Annotated in this window: 17 protein-coding genes; 13 read left to right on the top strand and 4 right to left on the bottom strand. The window is 43.7% G+C overall.

Going from position 1 to position 15,757, the window contains the following annotated elements; all coding sequences use genetic code 11:
* Positions 1–74: 74 nt before the first annotated feature.
* From ABDB91_RS12595 to ABDB91_RS12580, 4 genes are all read right to left on the bottom strand, one after another.
* Positions 75–1,196, bottom strand: a complete 1,122-nt coding sequence (locus ABDB91_RS12595) for an acyltransferase family protein (protein ID WP_347488062.1) — start codon at positions 1,194–1,196, stop codon at positions 75–77.
* The gene (locus ABDB91_RS12590; RefSeq protein WP_347488061.1) at positions 1,180–2,568 is read right to left on the bottom strand and encodes an ATP-binding protein; all 1,389 of its coding nucleotides are present in this window, start codon (positions 2,566–2,568) and stop codon (positions 1,180–1,182) included. The genes ABDB91_RS12595 and ABDB91_RS12590 overlap by 17 nt, the downstream gene beginning before the upstream one ends.
* A complete protein-coding gene (locus ABDB91_RS12585; RefSeq protein ID WP_347488060.1) occupies positions 2,549–3,214 on the bottom strand; it encodes a response regulator transcription factor in 666 nt (221 codons plus the stop codon). The genes ABDB91_RS12590 and ABDB91_RS12585 overlap by 20 nt, the downstream gene beginning before the upstream one ends.
* A gap of 391 nt (positions 3,215–3,605) precedes the next feature.
* Positions 3,606–3,803 carry a hypothetical protein gene (locus ABDB91_RS12580; RefSeq protein ID WP_347488059.1) on the bottom strand — a complete coding sequence of 66 codons (198 nt, stop codon included), beginning with the start codon at positions 3,801–3,803 and terminating at the stop codon, positions 3,606–3,608.
* Positions 3,804–3,956: 153 nt separating this feature from the next.
* Between ABDB91_RS12580 and ABDB91_RS12575 the strand changes: the two genes are divergently transcribed.
* From ABDB91_RS12575 to phnF, 13 genes are all read left to right on the top strand, one after another.
* Positions 3,957–4,565 carry a TetR family transcriptional regulator C-terminal domain-containing protein gene (locus ABDB91_RS12575; protein ID WP_347488058.1) on the top strand — a complete coding sequence of 203 codons (609 nt, stop codon included), beginning with the start codon at positions 3,957–3,959 and terminating at the stop codon, positions 4,563–4,565.
* Between the two features lie 138 nt (positions 4,566–4,703).
* Entirely contained in the window at positions 4,704–5,600 is an 897-nt protein-coding gene (locus ABDB91_RS12570; protein ID WP_347488057.1) for an alpha/beta hydrolase, read from the top strand.
* 654 nt (positions 5,601–6,254) lie between these two features.
* Positions 6,255–6,605, top strand: coding sequence for a hypothetical protein (locus tag ABDB91_RS12565; protein ID WP_347488056.1), 351 nt, complete (start codon positions 6,255–6,257; stop codon positions 6,603–6,605).
* Between the two features lie 273 nt (positions 6,606–6,878).
* On the top strand, positions 6,879–7,487 hold the full coding sequence (locus ABDB91_RS12560; RefSeq protein ID WP_347488055.1) for a DedA family protein: 609 nt from the start codon (positions 6,879–6,881) through the stop codon (positions 7,485–7,487).
* 388 nt (positions 7,488–7,875) lie between these two features.
* Entirely contained in the window at positions 7,876–8,187 is a 312-nt protein-coding gene (gene rplU, locus ABDB91_RS12555; protein ID WP_347488054.1) for a 50S ribosomal protein L21, read from the top strand.
* Between the two features lie 18 nt (positions 8,188–8,205).
* Complete coding sequence (gene rpmA, locus ABDB91_RS12550) at positions 8,206–8,475, top strand: 50S ribosomal protein L27 (protein ID WP_347488053.1); 270 nt, start codon at positions 8,206–8,208, stop codon at positions 8,473–8,475.
* Positions 8,476–8,977: 502 nt separating this feature from the next.
* Positions 8,978–9,499, top strand: coding sequence for a Spo0B domain-containing protein (locus tag ABDB91_RS12545; RefSeq protein WP_347488052.1), 522 nt, complete (start codon positions 8,978–8,980; stop codon positions 9,497–9,499).
* Between the two features lie 110 nt (positions 9,500–9,609).
* Positions 9,610–10,875, top strand: coding sequence for a GTPase ObgE (gene obgE / locus ABDB91_RS12540; RefSeq protein ID WP_347488051.1), 1,266 nt, complete (start codon positions 9,610–9,612; stop codon positions 10,873–10,875).
* A gap of 129 nt (positions 10,876–11,004) precedes the next feature.
* The gene (proB, locus tag ABDB91_RS12535; protein WP_347491601.1) at positions 11,005–12,120 is read left to right on the top strand and encodes a glutamate 5-kinase; all 1,116 of its coding nucleotides are present in this window, start codon (positions 11,005–11,007) and stop codon (positions 12,118–12,120) included.
* A gap of 113 nt (positions 12,121–12,233) precedes the next feature.
* Positions 12,234–13,484 carry a glutamate-5-semialdehyde dehydrogenase gene (locus tag ABDB91_RS12530; protein WP_347488050.1) on the top strand — a complete coding sequence of 417 codons (1,251 nt, stop codon included), beginning with the start codon at positions 12,234–12,236 and terminating at the stop codon, positions 13,482–13,484.
* A gap of 96 nt (positions 13,485–13,580) precedes the next feature.
* Complete coding sequence (gene nadD, locus ABDB91_RS12525; RefSeq protein ID WP_347488049.1) at positions 13,581–14,213, top strand: nicotinate-nucleotide adenylyltransferase; 633 nt, start codon at positions 13,581–13,583, stop codon at positions 14,211–14,213.
* A gap of 103 nt (positions 14,214–14,316) precedes the next feature.
* Complete coding sequence (locus tag ABDB91_RS12520) at positions 14,317–14,565, top strand: RNA-binding protein (RefSeq protein WP_347488048.1); 249 nt, start codon at positions 14,317–14,319, stop codon at positions 14,563–14,565.
* A 443-nt stretch (positions 14,566–15,008) separates the two neighbouring features.
* Positions 15,009–15,737: a phosphonate metabolism transcriptional regulator PhnF gene (gene phnF / locus ABDB91_RS12515; protein ID WP_347488047.1), complete on the top strand. Its 729-nt coding sequence runs from the start codon at positions 15,009–15,011 to the stop codon at positions 15,735–15,737.
* The last annotated feature ends 20 nt before the right edge of the window (positions 15,738–15,757 follow it).

The raw sequence follows: 15,757 nt of genomic DNA, 5'->3' as shown, positions 1-15,757 counted from the left end.
ATTGGTATTTAATTTAGTAGCTTGAAATGCGGATTTGTTTTTTTATAATACTAAAAGCATAAGGATTGAGAATTTTAGAGAAATTTCTTCGCAAATGGGATTTTTCGAATAAAATGGCTCAGTACGAAGCTTAAAATTATCCCCATGATCGAAACGACCATAAATTTATTAAAAGGCCCCATGGATATTGCTTCCATAATTCCTTGCAATAGATAAATAATAAAAATGTGGATTAGATAAACTGTAAAAGCATTATCAGCCATAAATGTCATCAATTTTCCACGTTTATTCCAATATTCTCGACTTATAACTAATGAACCAGTGACTAACCCAACGCCAATGAAGCCTTCCAACACGGTCCAAAAATCCAACGATAGTGGGAATAGCCCTATTAATGAATCTATATAATGCATTGCTCCTGCTAAAATACCGATAGCGAGCCAAACCAAACCGGTTTTGGTTGAAAAAGTATTTAGCCAATTGTAACGATAAGCAAATACTCCAACAATAAAAAAACCAACATATTGTGGACAACGGCCTACTTCTACCGGCATAAAAGGAAGAATTTTAACCCACTCCCCAACCGGAAACCAAATGCGAATGATATAGTTGGCAATTATCAATGCTATTGAAAAAATAACCAGTGATATGTACCCCGGCGGAGTTGTTATAACTTTTCCTTTAATTATAGGTGTGGAAGCAATTAATCGGACAATTGCATAACAAACGAAAAAAAACAGGAGTAATGCTATAAACCAAAGATGTCCAACTTCAAAATCGCCTTGACCTATATAAAATAAAATCATATATGTCCAGAATGGCATATCTATGCCATCAACAAAATAGGTTATTGGTCCAAAAATAATAATCACTATAACAATGAAGGGAACTCCCAAGCGCAACAATCTGCTCTTTAAAAAAGTCCCGACCCCTTTTCGATCTATTGATGGCGGTAAAAAATAAGCAGATATTAAGAAGAATAAACCCATAAAAAAGGCTCCATTAACATCAAAAAACGGGCCTAAAATTGCAGATTTTGCAATGCTTAGAATGGGCCAATCGTTCTCGGGTCCATAGGCCTGGCCCGCATGATGGGCAACAACCAGCAAGATTAAAGCAACCTTTAGATTATCAAGAAACACAAGACGTGATTTTTTTGCTATAGGTTTTACTGATATTTCATGATCTGTCTTCATTTAAAGCTGCTCCTTTGTTATCAAACTGTTCTTGCTTAAATATTTTTTGTTTTTTTGCGTCCATTGGTAGCTTTATTGTAACTATGGTACCTTTACCCAAGCTTTGAGCGGTTATAGTTCCTCCATGTTCATGCACAATCAACTGCGCAATGGATAAACCTAATCCGGTGCCGCCTGTAGTACGGCTACGAGCTTTATCCGCCTTGTAAAACCGTTCAAATATGCGTGGAAGATCTTTTTTTAATATTCCTACTCCGTTATCTTCCACTATGATAACTGCGTTTTCATCGACCATATCACATTGGATTTTGATTTCACCCGGGGACGGGGTATATTTAATACTGTTGTCCAATACAATTCTGATAACTTGCTTGATCAGCGAAGCGTCCCCTCGCAAGAAAATCTGCTGCTTATGTTGAAGAGAAAATGTATGTCCTGTATTCATAACGATAGCATCCTTGATAATTTCATCCAATAACTCAAACAAATCAAAAGTTGTCAACTGGAGCTTTTGCCGATTCTGAGCGGCTCTTGCCAGGAACAAGAGCCGCTCAACTAGCTTGTTCATATAAGAAGCTTCCTTTTTAATGGAGTCTATTGCTTCCTGCTGAACAGCCCTATCCTTCTTTCCCCAGCGCTCCAGCAAATCGGCATAGCCTTGAATAACAAGAAGCGGCGTGCGAAGTTCATGGGAAGCATCGGAAACAAAACGGTCTTGCCGGCGGTAAGTATCCCCAATCTTATCCATCAAAGCATTAAATGTTTCCGCTAAATCACGCAATTCATCATGAGAAGTAGTGACATCCAGTCTGATGTTGAGATCTCCTGCTCGAATGGTCTTGACCATCTTCCGAATAGGACGCACTAAGTTTCCAGTCGTTAGCCCACTGATACTTAACACAAATACCCCAAATATAATAAATACAAACAATAGTACGAACACAATAAACCTTACTGAATGCCACTCTTGGTCAAGTGACTTTTTAATGGTAATCAGGTACTCCTGTCCATTCACTGCGGCATAAAATTTACTTGTAATAATAAGATCGTCAATTTTATTTGACACTTCCGAATTATACATGCGTTCTGTTGCCTTAATCACTGATATGGAAATATTTGTATTGTCAGCATACATTTGCAATCTGCCCTTTTCGCCATGAGATAACATATCCCTAACTACTCTTTCGTGATCTTCTAAAACCAACGACGCTCCCGCAAACATAACTTTTGAAAATATAAAAACAAGACCAAAACCGATTAGAGTAAACAATATGGTAAACAACGCCAAATTTATTAAGGTAGATTTAAATACAATCGAAAATTTATAACGTTTATTTAGCCAATGCCATGGATTAGTTATCTTTAATGACATAGCCCACCCCCCTAACAGTATGTATTAATCTTATTTCCATGACATATTCAAGTTTTCGGCGTATATTTTTTATAAATACATCCACTATATTTGTGTCGCCGTAAAACTCATAACCCCATATTTGTTCTATAATCTTTTCACGAGATAACACAACATTTTTATTTACCATTAAATAATAGAGCAGGTCATATTCTTTCTTGGTAAAGGCGATTTCTTGGTCATTAACCGTTACCTGGCGGGCATCAGGGTCAATGACAAGTTCTCCCCACCGAAGGTCGTTGTGCACTTCCTTCTTCCTGAACACAACCCTCATACGGGCAAGTAGTTCCTCAATGAAAAATGGCTTTGTAATATAATCATTTGCACCACTGTCCAATCCAGCCACTTTGTCGGACACTTCCCCCTTCGCAGTAAGTAATATGACGGGTGTCTCTTTATCCTGACGAAGTCTACGGAGTACTTCCATGCCGCTCATGTTTGGAAGCATTATATCTAAAAGGATAAGGTCAAATTCTTCGTTTAACGCTCTTTCCAAGCCCCTTTTACCGTCGTTTTCCATCACAAGTTCATATCCCTCATGCTTCAACTCCAACTCCAGATATCTTGCAACAGCAATATCGTCTTCAATGAGTAATATACTTTCCACGGTATCCCTCCCTAAAGCTGCAATTACATAACTACCTGATATTATATCTAGAATTCCGTATCCAGTTATCTCCGTATTTAATTGCATACTCTTTTCTTATTGGGATAAAGTAAGTATACTAATAAAAAATGAAGTTTTTTGGTTCCTTTTCTGAAAAATAGGTGAAATTTCACCACTTTTTTGCCATAATTCTTACATTTAAAGATAAATAATCATCATTTATTCACCAGCCTTTCGGCGGGGCCGCGGTTAAAATCAAAGACATGCAGCTACCTTGCCCAATCCGCGCCCTTGCCCTGCATAAGCTGCCCAAAAAGACATTCCTTGCCTTGTAGGGCGTTGTTCTTTGTCGTTTGCTCATCCCGTTTTCCGTTCCCTCTCGTTTTATCTTTTATACGGGAATAGATACGGTAAAACGTATATTTGCGGAAAGAACAGCCGAATTTTCTCCTGCGGGAATGACGGTTATTCCCAACACGGTAAATATTCCCGACATGGGAGAGCCTATGGGAGTTGGCGCATCAGTCGCTATTTCAGCGATTGAAATTGTGTGGCTGGCCAGGATGTGCGCCTGCGCGTTGTTTTTCAAAGTGTTCCTTAATAGACTCAAGCCCAATTAGCTAGGATTTAACTAAGCACAGAAAATTTATTGAAAGAGTTAGATAAAACACTTCTTGTAAAAACTGGAGGATTTTTATACAATACAATAGAGCAAGCGTTCAGTCTAATGGAGGGTGTAATTGTGAATAAGCGCAGATATGAAGGAGAGCAGACTAAGAAAGATATCGCTTCCAAAGCTAAAATCTTATTTTCCCAGAGGGGGTATGCTGCTACCTCAATGGCTGATATTTGTGCCACTACAGGGCGAAGCATAGGAAACATCTACTACCATTTTAAAAGCAAAGAAGACCTATTTGTTTATATAGGGGAACAAGCCTTTGCTGAATGGAGGGAGCAGTGGGAAGAAATATCCGCCCAATACAAAACAGCGACCGAAAAACTTTATGCTTTTGCTGATTTCTATGTAGACAACAATATTGATCGTTCGCTGAATAAAGCAGGAGAAGAATTTATTAACAGGGTAGGAGTGTACTCAGAGTTCGGAAAAAGGATGGTTGCACTTTATAACAGGATAATTGAAAACTTTGAAAAAATCCTGTTAGAAGGAATTGACGGGGATGAGTTTAAAAATGAAAATCCTAAGGAATTAGCCCTAATCATATTGGGCTACCACATGGGATTAGTAGGTAGTTACCAGTTTAATGATAAGGAGGCGTTAAAAACCTTATGTCGTAAGGCAACAAACTGTTTTTTAAAAGGTATAAGTATCCGAAACGAAAACACAACTTAAGGGCGGTGTCGAATGGAGGGGGACAGTTTATTCTTTAGAAGAATTTTAAAACCATACTCTTTAAAAATGAGCAAAAGAATAATTAAATAAAATGTGGGAGGAAAATAATAAAAGGTATTAAAAGAGGGGATGATTTGGATGGTAAAAAGATTCAAGAGTCCTGAGGGAAAACAATTAATTTATGAGTCCTATGAAAAGTTACTAGAATTATGGGGAGTTGATAAAGAAGAACTGGATATCGAAACAGATTATGGGAAAACTCATGTAATTGTATCTGGAAATCAGGCTAATCCCCCACTGTTACTTTTTCATAGTTCTGGTGATAACTCAGTAATGAGTTGGTTTCCAAACATGCGGGAATTCGTAAAACATTATTATGTAGTAGCAGTAGATTATTTCGGCGGAGCGGGAAAAAGTGAACCTAATGAGAGATTTCCAAAAGAATTTAATATAAGTATATGGGTTAATAAAATATTAGATACTTTAGATATTAAAACAACAAACATAGCTGGAGTATCATACGGTGGTTATTTAACATTAGCTTATACAGCAAAAAATCCGGGCAGGGTGAACAAAGTTGTCTGTATGGCAAACTATCCTTATGTAAAAGGTATTAAGGGTTCTTTATTATTCTATTTATTAGTATTCAGAACCGTTAAAGTTTTATTTCCCGAAATTTTCACTTTTTCTGAAGAAAATGCAATAGATATACTTCGAAAATATACCGCTCCAAACAGTGCCGTACCCTTATTTTTACAAGAAGAGTTTGCAAAGCACTTTTTTTGCATATTGAAATATAGCATTGTCGTGGTACAGAAGGAGACATATTTTGATAACGTAGCCATGAATATATTCCGAGAAAAAGCTTTATTTTTAATTGGAGATTCTGATAAACAGATATACCATCCTTCAGTTATAAAAATATTAAAGGTTAATACCTTAAACTATAAAATTATTAAAGATACTGGGCATGTAATTAACATTGAACAGCCAGAGTTAATCAACAAAGAAATTAATACATTTCTTTTACCATAGGAGCGTCTCAGATTAAATTAACTTCTCTAAATACTCATATTTTGAAGTATCTTTTAAGCCCATAAATCAGACTTACACTAAATTCTTATAAATCCTATTCTACATTCTGATGTTTGTTATTTACGTGGAGATCACTACCCGGAAGGATGACTCATCTTGCCGGTCAATCACTATCGGAATAATGGCTCTTTTCGAATCGTAATATTCATTTGCTTTTGATCTTACGCCTAGACGTAGGTGTAGATGTCACATTATGGCAAATAAAAAAGTAAAAAAACACAACGATAGAAAGGGCAATGCGTAACCCAACTAAGTATTGAAAAAGTAGCCGTCTAGGCAGGATTTATTCCAGTTTATGACAGCCTTCTTGCTTTAGTAGATAGTAATCTGTAGTTAGGAACCAGCCGGGCCAACTAATCCAGCGCCGACTATTTAAGCCAGCTTGTCTTCATCCTGCCGGACAATGCCTTTAAATACTCATCGTCGGATACCGGCGTGGAACTGACCATGCGGGAAAATCCGCAGGATTTCATCCAATGGGTTCATACAATAGCGCCCTCTTTTTTTGTTACCGTGGGAACAAAGGCAATATACCATTTTTTGTTCCTATGTCAACAAAATTGTCCAGTGTCAATCCAAATTGCGGCCTAATCCATGGATTGGAATTCCGCCCGGATTGATACGCCGACTCTGGCGTATATTGGCAAGCCGTTGGATGAATCATCTGTCGGCGAAGCTTTCAGGAAAATGCTTGATATTAACGCCACCTATAAAAATATTGAAGTAACTGCCAATTTTCTGATCGGGAAAGGACTATCTGATGAACATTATCAATCCCTGAAAACATTACTTCGCGACACCGGTGTTGACTTCCGTGGCAAAGGGATGATCTACCTTTCGCCCTTAAAAGACAGCCCCAAAAAACGTGAATTACTGCCTTTAATCAATAAAATACAGGAACAAAATAAAATGCCTGCTTACGTTTATTTGATCCAACGGCTTTAGAGTTTATAAACAAAATTCCCGGAAATATCTTCGCAAGAAATATGAATGCTTGCATTAATTATCGTACCGGCTTTATACCCGGTGCTGGCGCAGTATAAAGATAAACGAAAAGTTAAAAAGGAACAAAATGCTTTTCTGCCAGCTTGTAATAATATAAAATATGGCTAAATGCAATTTCTAATTAATGCATCAGACCTTCCCTATTAATTTTTAAAAGATTGGAGTTGAGCATATAATGTTAAGACTGGCAAAAAAGTTGAGGTGTGCTAATTGTTGCATCAATTAATTGAGTTGCTTACTTCCTTTGCTACGGGTTTGATCGATACACTAGGTCACTGGGGTGTTTTTATTGGCATGGTCCTGGAAAGCGCTTGCATCCCTTTACCCAGCGAAGTGATTATGCTTTTCGGCGGTTTTTTGACTGCCCAAGGTACGTTGAATTTCTGGGGCGTTGTCTGGGCCGGTGTTTTGGGCAATGTGGTGGGATCAGTGCTCGCCTTTTGGGTCGGCGCAAATGGCGGTCGTCCTTTCCTTGAAAAATACGGCAAGTACATCCTGTTTAACCATCATCACTTGGATCAAGCAGATCGCTGGTTCTCCAGATATGGTGAATGGGCGGTATTCTTTGGACGCATTTTGCCGGTAATCCGGACATTTATCTCTTTACCGGCGGGTATTGCCCGGATGGATTTTGTAAAATTCCTTATTTTTACCTTGATTGGCTGTATACCCTGGAATATTGCGCTGACTTATATGGGACTGAAACTCGGTCAGAATTGGCAATCCGTAGAACCCTATTTCCGGCCCGTTAGCTATGCAATTATTATAGCTATAATCTGTGGTATTATCTGGTTCTTTATTAACAATAGAAGAAAGAGATAGACCAATCCATAAAGAGTGTGCCTTACGCCGGGGTACTGGCTGCCATTTGTTCGGTTAAAACCGGAAATTTCACCGTTAATTCAGGTGAAATATATTTTTGTATCAGATGTTTGACTCGTTCATCAACCCTTTAAAATACAATAATATATTATAAAAACCCTAGAGGATATTATTGATTCTCTTTTGGATAAGCAAAACTTGACTTGACAAAAGGTGTCAATGTGGTAAAATACTTTATTGTAGGCTATTGATAAATACCGCACGGAAAGGGTTTAGAAACAGGCCGAATGCCTTATTTAAAACTGCGGAGCAAATTATTCCGATTTGTTTGCTTCAAGGCTAAAACCTTACCCGCTTCCGGCGAGTCCTGAAATCAAGGGGGAAAAGTATGTACGCCATTATTGAAACAGGCGGTAAGCAGTACCGTGTTAGCGAAGGAGATACCCTGTTCATTGAGAAACTACCCGCGGAAGCCGGACAAACTTATGAAGTTGATAAAGTGCTGGCGGTGGAAAAAGACGGACAGCTGCGGGTGGGCACTCCCGTGCTGGAGGGTGCCAAGGTAGTATTGAAAGTAGAAAAGCATGGCAAGGATAAGAAAATAATCGTTTTTAAATATAAGCCCAAGAAAAATTACCGGCGTAAAAAAGGCCACCGTCAGCCCTTTACCAGGGTTGTGGTGGAAACAATACAAGCCTAACCACGGAGGTGAATTGAGTTGGCACATAAGAAAGGTGTAGGTAGTTCACGTAACGGTCGCGATTCCAATCCCAAGATGCTTGGTGTTAAGCGGGGGGATGGTCAATTCGTTACCGCGGGCAGCATTTTGGTGCGCCAGCGGGGCACTCGCATACATCCCGGTCAAAATGTAGGGCGCGGTGGAGACGATACCTTGTTTGCCAAGGTGGACGGAATTGTATCCTTCCAGACCAGGGGTAAAGATAAAAAAGTAGTTGATATCAAAGAAACTGAGGAAGCAGCCGTATAGTTGGAGCAAACTAAGTTGAACTAAATCATCTCTTTAATCATACTAATGCATCTCGTATAAATAGTATCTGCTTATTAAATTCCAGGACTCCCACTTCTAGAAGTGGGAGTCCTTATTTTGTGCTTCAGTTGGGGTAGAATCCTCATTTGAAGCCCCGATGTTCAACTTTAGCTGAACGAGTTACTAAACCGTGGGGGACAAAATTTATATTCCGGGAGAAAACTTAACCTTGTTATCGAATATATTCCCATAATTTAGTGCGAAAAAAAAGTATTTTATGATATAATGCTAGGTATGTTATTGATAAGTTAGATATTGAGCAAGATTGTGTTGACATTTACTTGCAAATCATAATTGGCAAATAACCGAAATGGTCTTGCAGCGTTCCCGGTCCATAAATCGGAAACCGCATTGAGAATGGTTATTCATGCAATGCCATTCGTATAACTGCTTTATGTAATCCGCCGATTATCGACCGGAGTGGGGAGAGGAGATGTTTTACTTGGATACTGCAAAGATGCTGGAGTTACTATCCGTGCAAAGGCATGATTTTCTAAATCACCTGCAAATTATTTCCGGACTGCTGCAATTAAACAGGGAGGCCGAGGCTCGGGAATACATACGCAACGTGGTCCGTGAAATTGTAGATTTGAGTAAGATTGTACATCTTGCCGTTCCTGAAGTGGCTGCGGTTTTGCTTTGGGCTCACAATCGGGCGGCAAGCCATCAAATAGAATTTGTATTTGATGTGCAAACTAATTTAATTGGCTGCACGGAGCCCGGTGATCAGCTGGCAGCCCGGTTGGAGGATATTTTTAACAATATTATAGATTACCTGGCTCCGCCTGAAATTGCTCATCGTAAAGTAACCATAGGCATAACCGGCAATGAAGGAAACCATGTATGGCAGATTAGCTTTAACGCTGTGCCCAACGCCCACCCCGGCCGTATAAAGGAAAGCGTTCGGCGGGCCGGGCTAAAGCTGGAACTTAATATAGCCGATTGCAATAATGATATATTATAATTATGGAATAGACCGGTTATTTAAGACGGGCTTAAATGTATATAATATGGTATGAGGCGTTGATGTAATAAACAGGGGCCTCTACAAACTAAAACACAGGTGAATCAATTATGTTTTATGACAGAGCTAAGATATATGTTAAGGGTGGCGATGGCGGCAACGGCTGTGTCGCCTTTCGGCGTGAGAAATATGTGCCCGAGGGCGGTCCGTGGGGCGGTGACGGCGGCAGGGGCGGTAATGTTGTCTTTCGCGGTGACGGGGGATTGCGCACCCTGGTGGATTTTCGCTACCAGCGCCATTATAAGGCTGACCGGGGCCGGCACGGGCGGGGTAAAGGCATGCATGGCGGCCGGGCCGAAGATATGGTGATACGGGTGCCCTTGGGTACTGTTATCCGGGACGAGGGCGGCGGTCAAATGCTGGGTGATATCACCGCCGACGGTCAGGAAGTGGTGGCAGCCCGGGGTGGGCGGGGCGGCAGAGGCAATGCCCGGTTTGCCGGACCGCATAATAAAGCTCCCACCATGGCGGAAAAAGGCGAACCCGGCGAGGAACGCCAGCTGATCTTGGAACTGAAGCTGCTGGCCGATGTCGGGCTGCTTGGTTATCCCAATGCCGGTAAATCCACGCTGATTGCGCGGGTATCCGCGGCCCGGCCCAAAATAGCCGATTACCCCTTTACCACTCTGACGCCCAATTTGGGGGTGGTTAGTCTTGGGGAAGGTGAAAGCTTTGTCATGGCCGATATACCCGGCCTGATTGAAGGGGCTCACGGGGGGGCCGGGCTGGGGCATTATTTTTTGCGCCATGTGGAGCGAACCAGGCTCTTGGTGCATGTACTGGACGGTGCGGGAACCGAGGGTCGTGATCCGCTGGATGATTTTCGCATCATCAACCGGGAGCTGGCGCTTTATAATGATGCGCTGGCGGGGCGGCCTCAGGTGGTGGCGGTGAATAAGATGGACTTGCCGGGCAGTGATGAGAACCTGGCTCGTATTCAAAATGAACTATCGGGTGAGTATGAGATATTTCCCATTTCGGCGGCGACCGGGTCGGGTACCGGGCAACTAATGCATCGGGTGTGCGATTTGTTAAAAGAATTGCCGGCTCCTAACTTGTCGGCGGAGGAGACAGTGGAAACGGTGCACCGCGTTGAGCCGCGGTTTAACATTTACCGGGAAGATGATGAACTGGTGGTTACAGGCCGTGAAATAGAAAAACACGTGGCTATGACCGATCTGGAAAACGAAGCGGCTGTTGACCGCCTGCAGCGCATAATGCAGGTGATGGGTTTGGAAAAGGCGCTGCGGGATTATGGCGCAAAAAATGGCGATACCATACGTATCAAGGATTTAACCTTTGAATTCGTAGAGTGAACTTGTTTGGCTAAAGCTGAACATCGGGGCTTCCGGGGCTTCAGATGGGGATTCTACCCCACCTGAAGAAATAGGAACTCCCACTTATAGAAGCGGGAGTCTTGGAATTTGATAAGGCGAAGTGAACTTATGGAAACAAGAAGCTACAATCGCATGCAGCGAATAATAGTGAAGGTCGGTTCCAGCTCGCTTACTTACTCCAACGGCAAGCTGAACATCAGCCAAATTGAAGCGCTGGTCCGGCAATTAACCGATTTGCACAACCGTGGTCTTGATGTTTTACTGGTTACGTCCGGAGCGGTGGGAGCCGGTATGGGCAGACTTGGTTTCACGGAACGGCCCCGCACTATTCCTGAAAAACAAGCGGCAGCTGCGGTGGGGCAAGGTTTGCTGTTGCATATGTACGAGAAAATATTTGCCGAATACGGGCTGGTGGTGGGACAAGTGCTGCTGACCAAGGCCGATTTTGCCAATCGCCGACGGTTCTTAAATGCCCGTAATACCTTGCAGGCCATGTTGAATATGGATATTATACCGATAATCAATGAAAACGATACCGTGGCGGTCGATGAAATCAAACTGGGTGATAATGATAACCTGGCGGCTATGGTAGGCGCTTTGGTTGACGCGGATATTTTAATACTGCTTTCCGATATAGACGGGCTGTACAGCTGCAAGCCGGGTACATCCGGGGCCCGGATAATCCGGGAAATAAATGAAATCACTGATGAAATAGAGGCCCTGGCCGGAGGTGTTGGATCGGGGGTGGGCACAGGCGGCATGGCCACCAAGATTCAAGCCGCCCGCATTGCCATGCACTCCGGATTGGTTACTATAATTGCCCGAGCCGCCGAACCCGATGTAATAAGACGATTAGTGGCCGGTGAACCGCTGGGTACTGTTTTTTGGCCTTCAGTTAAACTGGTTAATAAAAAAAGATGGATTGCCTTTAGTGCTACTGTTTGCGGGCGAATTTACATAGATGAGGGAGCGGCCCGCGCGCTGCGTGAAAATGGCAAAAGCCTGCTGCCTTCGGGCATTACCGCCGTTGAGGGCAGCTTTGAAATGGGCAACACGGTGAGCGTAATCGCCCCGGACGGTAAGGAAATTGCCCGGGGGATAGTTAATTATGCCGCTGCTGAAATAGAGCAGATCAGAGGCAAAAAAACCAATGAAATAGCTCCGCTGCTCGGCTATAAGGATTATGACGAAGTAATTCACCGGGACAACCTGGCGCTGGAGTAAAAAAATCAAGCCGCAAATACGTTAAATACATAACGGCAATAGTTCCTTAAAGAAGTTCCTGTGTTACAGGTATTTTTCGATATAATGGATAACCTGGCAAGGGGGTAAAAACTATGGAACAGCGAGTGATCGCCAAGGCGCAAAAAGCCAAAGAGGCAGCTCGCCGGCTGGCCTATCTATCCACGGATATAAAAAATAGTTCTTTGTCGGCCATGGCGGACAGTTTGATCAGAAACACGGATAAAATATTGGCAGCCAACGATATTGATGTTCGAGCCGGGCGGGAGAAAGGGCTATCCCGTGCGCTGATCGACCGGCTGTTATTAACTCCGGAGCGGATAGCGGATATGGCGGATGGGTTACGTATGGTAGCCTCATTGCCCGACCCGGTGGGCGAGGTTGAAAGCATGTGGACTCGTCCCAACGGTTTGCGTATAGGGCGTACCCGGGTGCCTCTTGGTGTGGTGGGTATCATATATGAAGCCCGGCCCAATGTAACGGTGGACGCCGCCGGGCTGTGCCTGAAAGCAGGTAATGCGGTTGTACTGCGGGGCGGTTCCGAAGCCATTAACTCCAATACCGCCATTACCAACGTTGTTGCCGGCGCCGCCACCGGGGCCGGCCTGCCCGAGGGAGCCATTAACTTAATAGAGATAACCGACCGGGCGGCGGTTAACGTCATGCTGAAATTGAACGATTATATAGATGTGATTATTCCCCGGGGTGGCGCCGGGCTAATTCAAACTGTGGTGCAAAACTCCACCGTGCCCGTTATTGAAACCGGTGTGGGCAACTGTCATGTTTTTGTCGACCGCTTTGCCGATTTTAAAATGGCCCGGCGGATTGTTATCAACGCTAAATGCCAGCGCCCCGGGGTATGTAATGCTATGGAATCTTTGCTTGTTCACCAAGCCGTAGCGGAAGATTTTTTGCCCGGCATGCTTGAAGCGCTGAAGGAAGCCGGAGTGGAAGTGCGCGGCTGCGAGCGTACCATGGCGGCGGCCGACTGGGTTAAACAAGCCACTGAGAATGATTATGCCGCCGAGTTCCTGGACCTTGTCATGGCTGTAAAAGTGGTAGATAATCTGGATGAAGCGCTGGATCATATTTATCGCTACGGCACTAAACATTCCGAGGCTATTATTACTGAAAATTACACCCGGGCCATGCGCTTCTTAAATGAAATAGATGCCGCGGCGGTATATATCAATGCCTCCACTCGCTTTACCGACGGCAGTCAGTACGGCTTTGGGGCCGAGATCGGCATTAGCACCCAGAAGCTGCATGCCCGGGGACCTATGGGTTTAAAAGAACTGACTACTAATAAGTATATTGTGTTCGGCGAGGGGCAAATCAGGGGCTAAAAACATTCATTGCGAGCGCAAGCGAAGCAATCCCGGACTGAAATTGTATTTTTATTTTTCACGAGTTAGATAGAAAAATAACGGAGTTTACCAGAAATGAGTAATATCCTTAACGAGCCAAAGAAAAGAAGAATCGGCCTGATGGGCGGCACATTTGACCCTATACACCACGGGCATTTGGTGGCTGCGGAAGAGGCCCGCTGCCAATTCGGCATGGAAAAAGTAATTTTTATTCCGACCGGCAAACCGCCGCACAAAACCGGAAGGGATATTTCCCCGCCGGAGCATCGGTTGGAAATGACTGAAAAGGCGGTTAGCTCCAACCCGTACTTTACTATTTCCGACCTGGAAATACAAAGGGAAGGTCTATCGTATACGATTGACACTGTGCGAGCTATGAAGGAGCTTTACGCCGGATGGGAAATGTTTTTTATTACCGGTTCAGATGCCGTGCTGGAGATATTGGCTTGGAAAAACGTTGATGGGCTGCTGAAGGAGTGTTTTTTTGTTGCGGCCACCAGGCCGGGGTTCCAGCTTGGCAGCGTTAGCCATAAATTAGGTCACTTGCCCGAAGGGTCCCTGGCTAAAATTAAAACCATTGAAGTACCCGCACTGGCCATTTCATCCACAGATATCAGGAACCGGGTGCGGCAGGGCAGACCTATTAAATATTTGCTGCCCGAAGCGGTGGAAAAATTTATTTACCAAAATAACTTATACCAATCTTAGCGCTGGTAAAAACTTAACTTGCTATTATTGCATTAGGTATTTTCCTTTTGCAAATAATATTGACACATCATCATGAAAGCAGCAATGGAAAAGAGGTGATCTGATGGCGCGAACATTATATGTGGGAAATCTACCGTGGGGAACTAAAGCCGAGGATTTAGGCGAGGCCTTTTCAAGATACGGAGAAGTTGTGGGCAGCCGTATTATTACCGACAGAGAAACCGGCCGCTCACGCGGCTTCGGTTTTGTAGAGGTAAAGGACGAGGATGCCGAAGGTATGATTGCGGCATTAAACGGTACCGATTTCGAAGGGCGGATCATCACCGTCAACGAAGCCCGGGCCAGGGAATAGGCATAGTCGGCAAAAGAAAACCTCCCGCAAGGGGGGCTTTTTTTTGGGTGCGCCCGGCACAGTCTAAGAGATTAACTCCCGGGTGGGGGTTGATAGAGACTTCCATACATCAAAGTAACCGACAATTACTTCTTGCTTAGTCTTTTCTATATCTCAACTTTAAGGCAAGGGGAGGTTTTTATATTTCCTTTTTAAGGAAGTATGGAAATCTCACCTTGCTTCCGTTTGCGCCTAAAAGTTTTCCGGAATTTAACACAGTTTTTAATACCGCTTAATAGCTGTTTAATAGCAGCTTAATATTGTTCTGCGATAATAGCAATAAGCAAAAACTTTATTTATATATCCATGCCGTGCCGCTCATTTTCGAGCGGCACGTGTGCTGTAAGGCTGTTATATAGACATCCGGACAGCGGCACAAAAAACATAGCTCCGGGGTGAGGACAATGATTGATAAAGAAAGCGGCATTCCTTATTATCGTCAGCTGATGGCTATAATCCGGCGGCAGGTGGATAACGGCGTTTATAAGGAAGGCCAGCGGATTCCCTGTGAGTTTGAGCTGAGCAACGCTTACCAGGTAAACCGTCACACCGTGCGCCAGGCCGTTGCCGAGCTGTCCCACGCCGGCATTTTGTACAAGGTTAAGGGACGGGGTACCTTCGTGGCTAAGCCACCTCTGGATCATCTGGAATATAAAATATCTCCCCGCAACCGGTTTACGGATAACATTCTCCAGGCGGGGAAAATGCCCGGCAGCAGAATATTGCGGGCCACCAGGGCGGCGGCGGATGAGAAGACAGCCCGAACGCTGGGTTTGTCAGCGGGAGATGCTGTATATGTGCTGGACATTCTTCGGTTGGTGGACGGCAGTCCCTTTCTACTGGCCGTTAATTTTCTTCCCGCCGCTTGTCTGCCGGGTTTTTTGGAGCGTATCGAAAACTTTTCCTCGTTGTTCATTATCTTGGAAAAGCACTACGGCATCAGGCCATACAGGGTAAAATACGACTTTCACGCCTCCTTTCCCAACCGGGAGGAGGCCCTGGCCCTGAAAATACCTGCCAACATGCCGGTGCTGAAAGGCCGGAGCCTGTTAAAATCCCAGGATGGCGTCCTGATTTTATATAACGTTGCCTGTTACCGCGGTGACCAAGCCAGAGTCAGTATTGAATGGTAAAAGGAGGCGGGATGAAAAAA

Source organism: Desulfoscipio sp. XC116 (assembly GCF_039851975.1).
Classification (GTDB): Bacteria; Bacillota; Desulfotomaculia; order Desulfotomaculales; family Desulfallaceae; genus Sporotomaculum.
Note: the sequence above shows the minus strand (reverse complement) of the source record. Positions and strands in the feature narration are given on the sequence as shown.

Coding starts and splice junctions, on each gene's coding strand:
- ABDB91_RS12595 (WP_347488062.1), bottom strand. CDS start 1,196: ATGAAGACAGATCATGAAATATCAGTAAAACCTATAGCAAAAAAATCA.
- ABDB91_RS12590 (WP_347488061.1), bottom strand. CDS start 2,568: ATGTCATTAAAGATAACTAATCCATGGCATTGGCTAAATAAACGTTAT.
- ABDB91_RS12570 (WP_347488057.1), top strand. CDS start 4,704: ATGGTAAAAAGATTCAAGAGTCCTGAGGGAAAACAATTAATTTATGAG.
- ABDB91_RS12565 (WP_347488056.1), top strand. CDS start 6,255: ATGGATTGGAATTCCGCCCGGATTGATACGCCGACTCTGGCGTATATT.
- rplU (WP_347488054.1), top strand. CDS start 7,876: ATGTACGCCATTATTGAAACAGGCGGTAAGCAGTACCGTGTTAGCGAA.
- obgE (WP_347488051.1), top strand. CDS start 9,610: ATGTTTTATGACAGAGCTAAGATATATGTTAAGGGTGGCGATGGCGGC.
- proB (WP_347491601.1), top strand. CDS start 11,005: ATGGAAACAAGAAGCTACAATCGCATGCAGCGAATAATAGTGAAGGTC.
- ABDB91_RS12530 (WP_347488050.1), top strand. CDS start 12,234: ATGGAACAGCGAGTGATCGCCAAGGCGCAAAAAGCCAAAGAGGCAGCT.
- nadD (WP_347488049.1), top strand. CDS start 13,581: ATGAGTAATATCCTTAACGAGCCAAAGAAAAGAAGAATCGGCCTGATG.
- ABDB91_RS12520 (WP_347488048.1), top strand. CDS start 14,317: ATGGCGCGAACATTATATGTGGGAAATCTACCGTGGGGAACTAAAGCC.
- phnF (WP_347488047.1), top strand. CDS start 15,009: ATGATTGATAAAGAAAGCGGCATTCCTTATTATCGTCAGCTGATGGCT.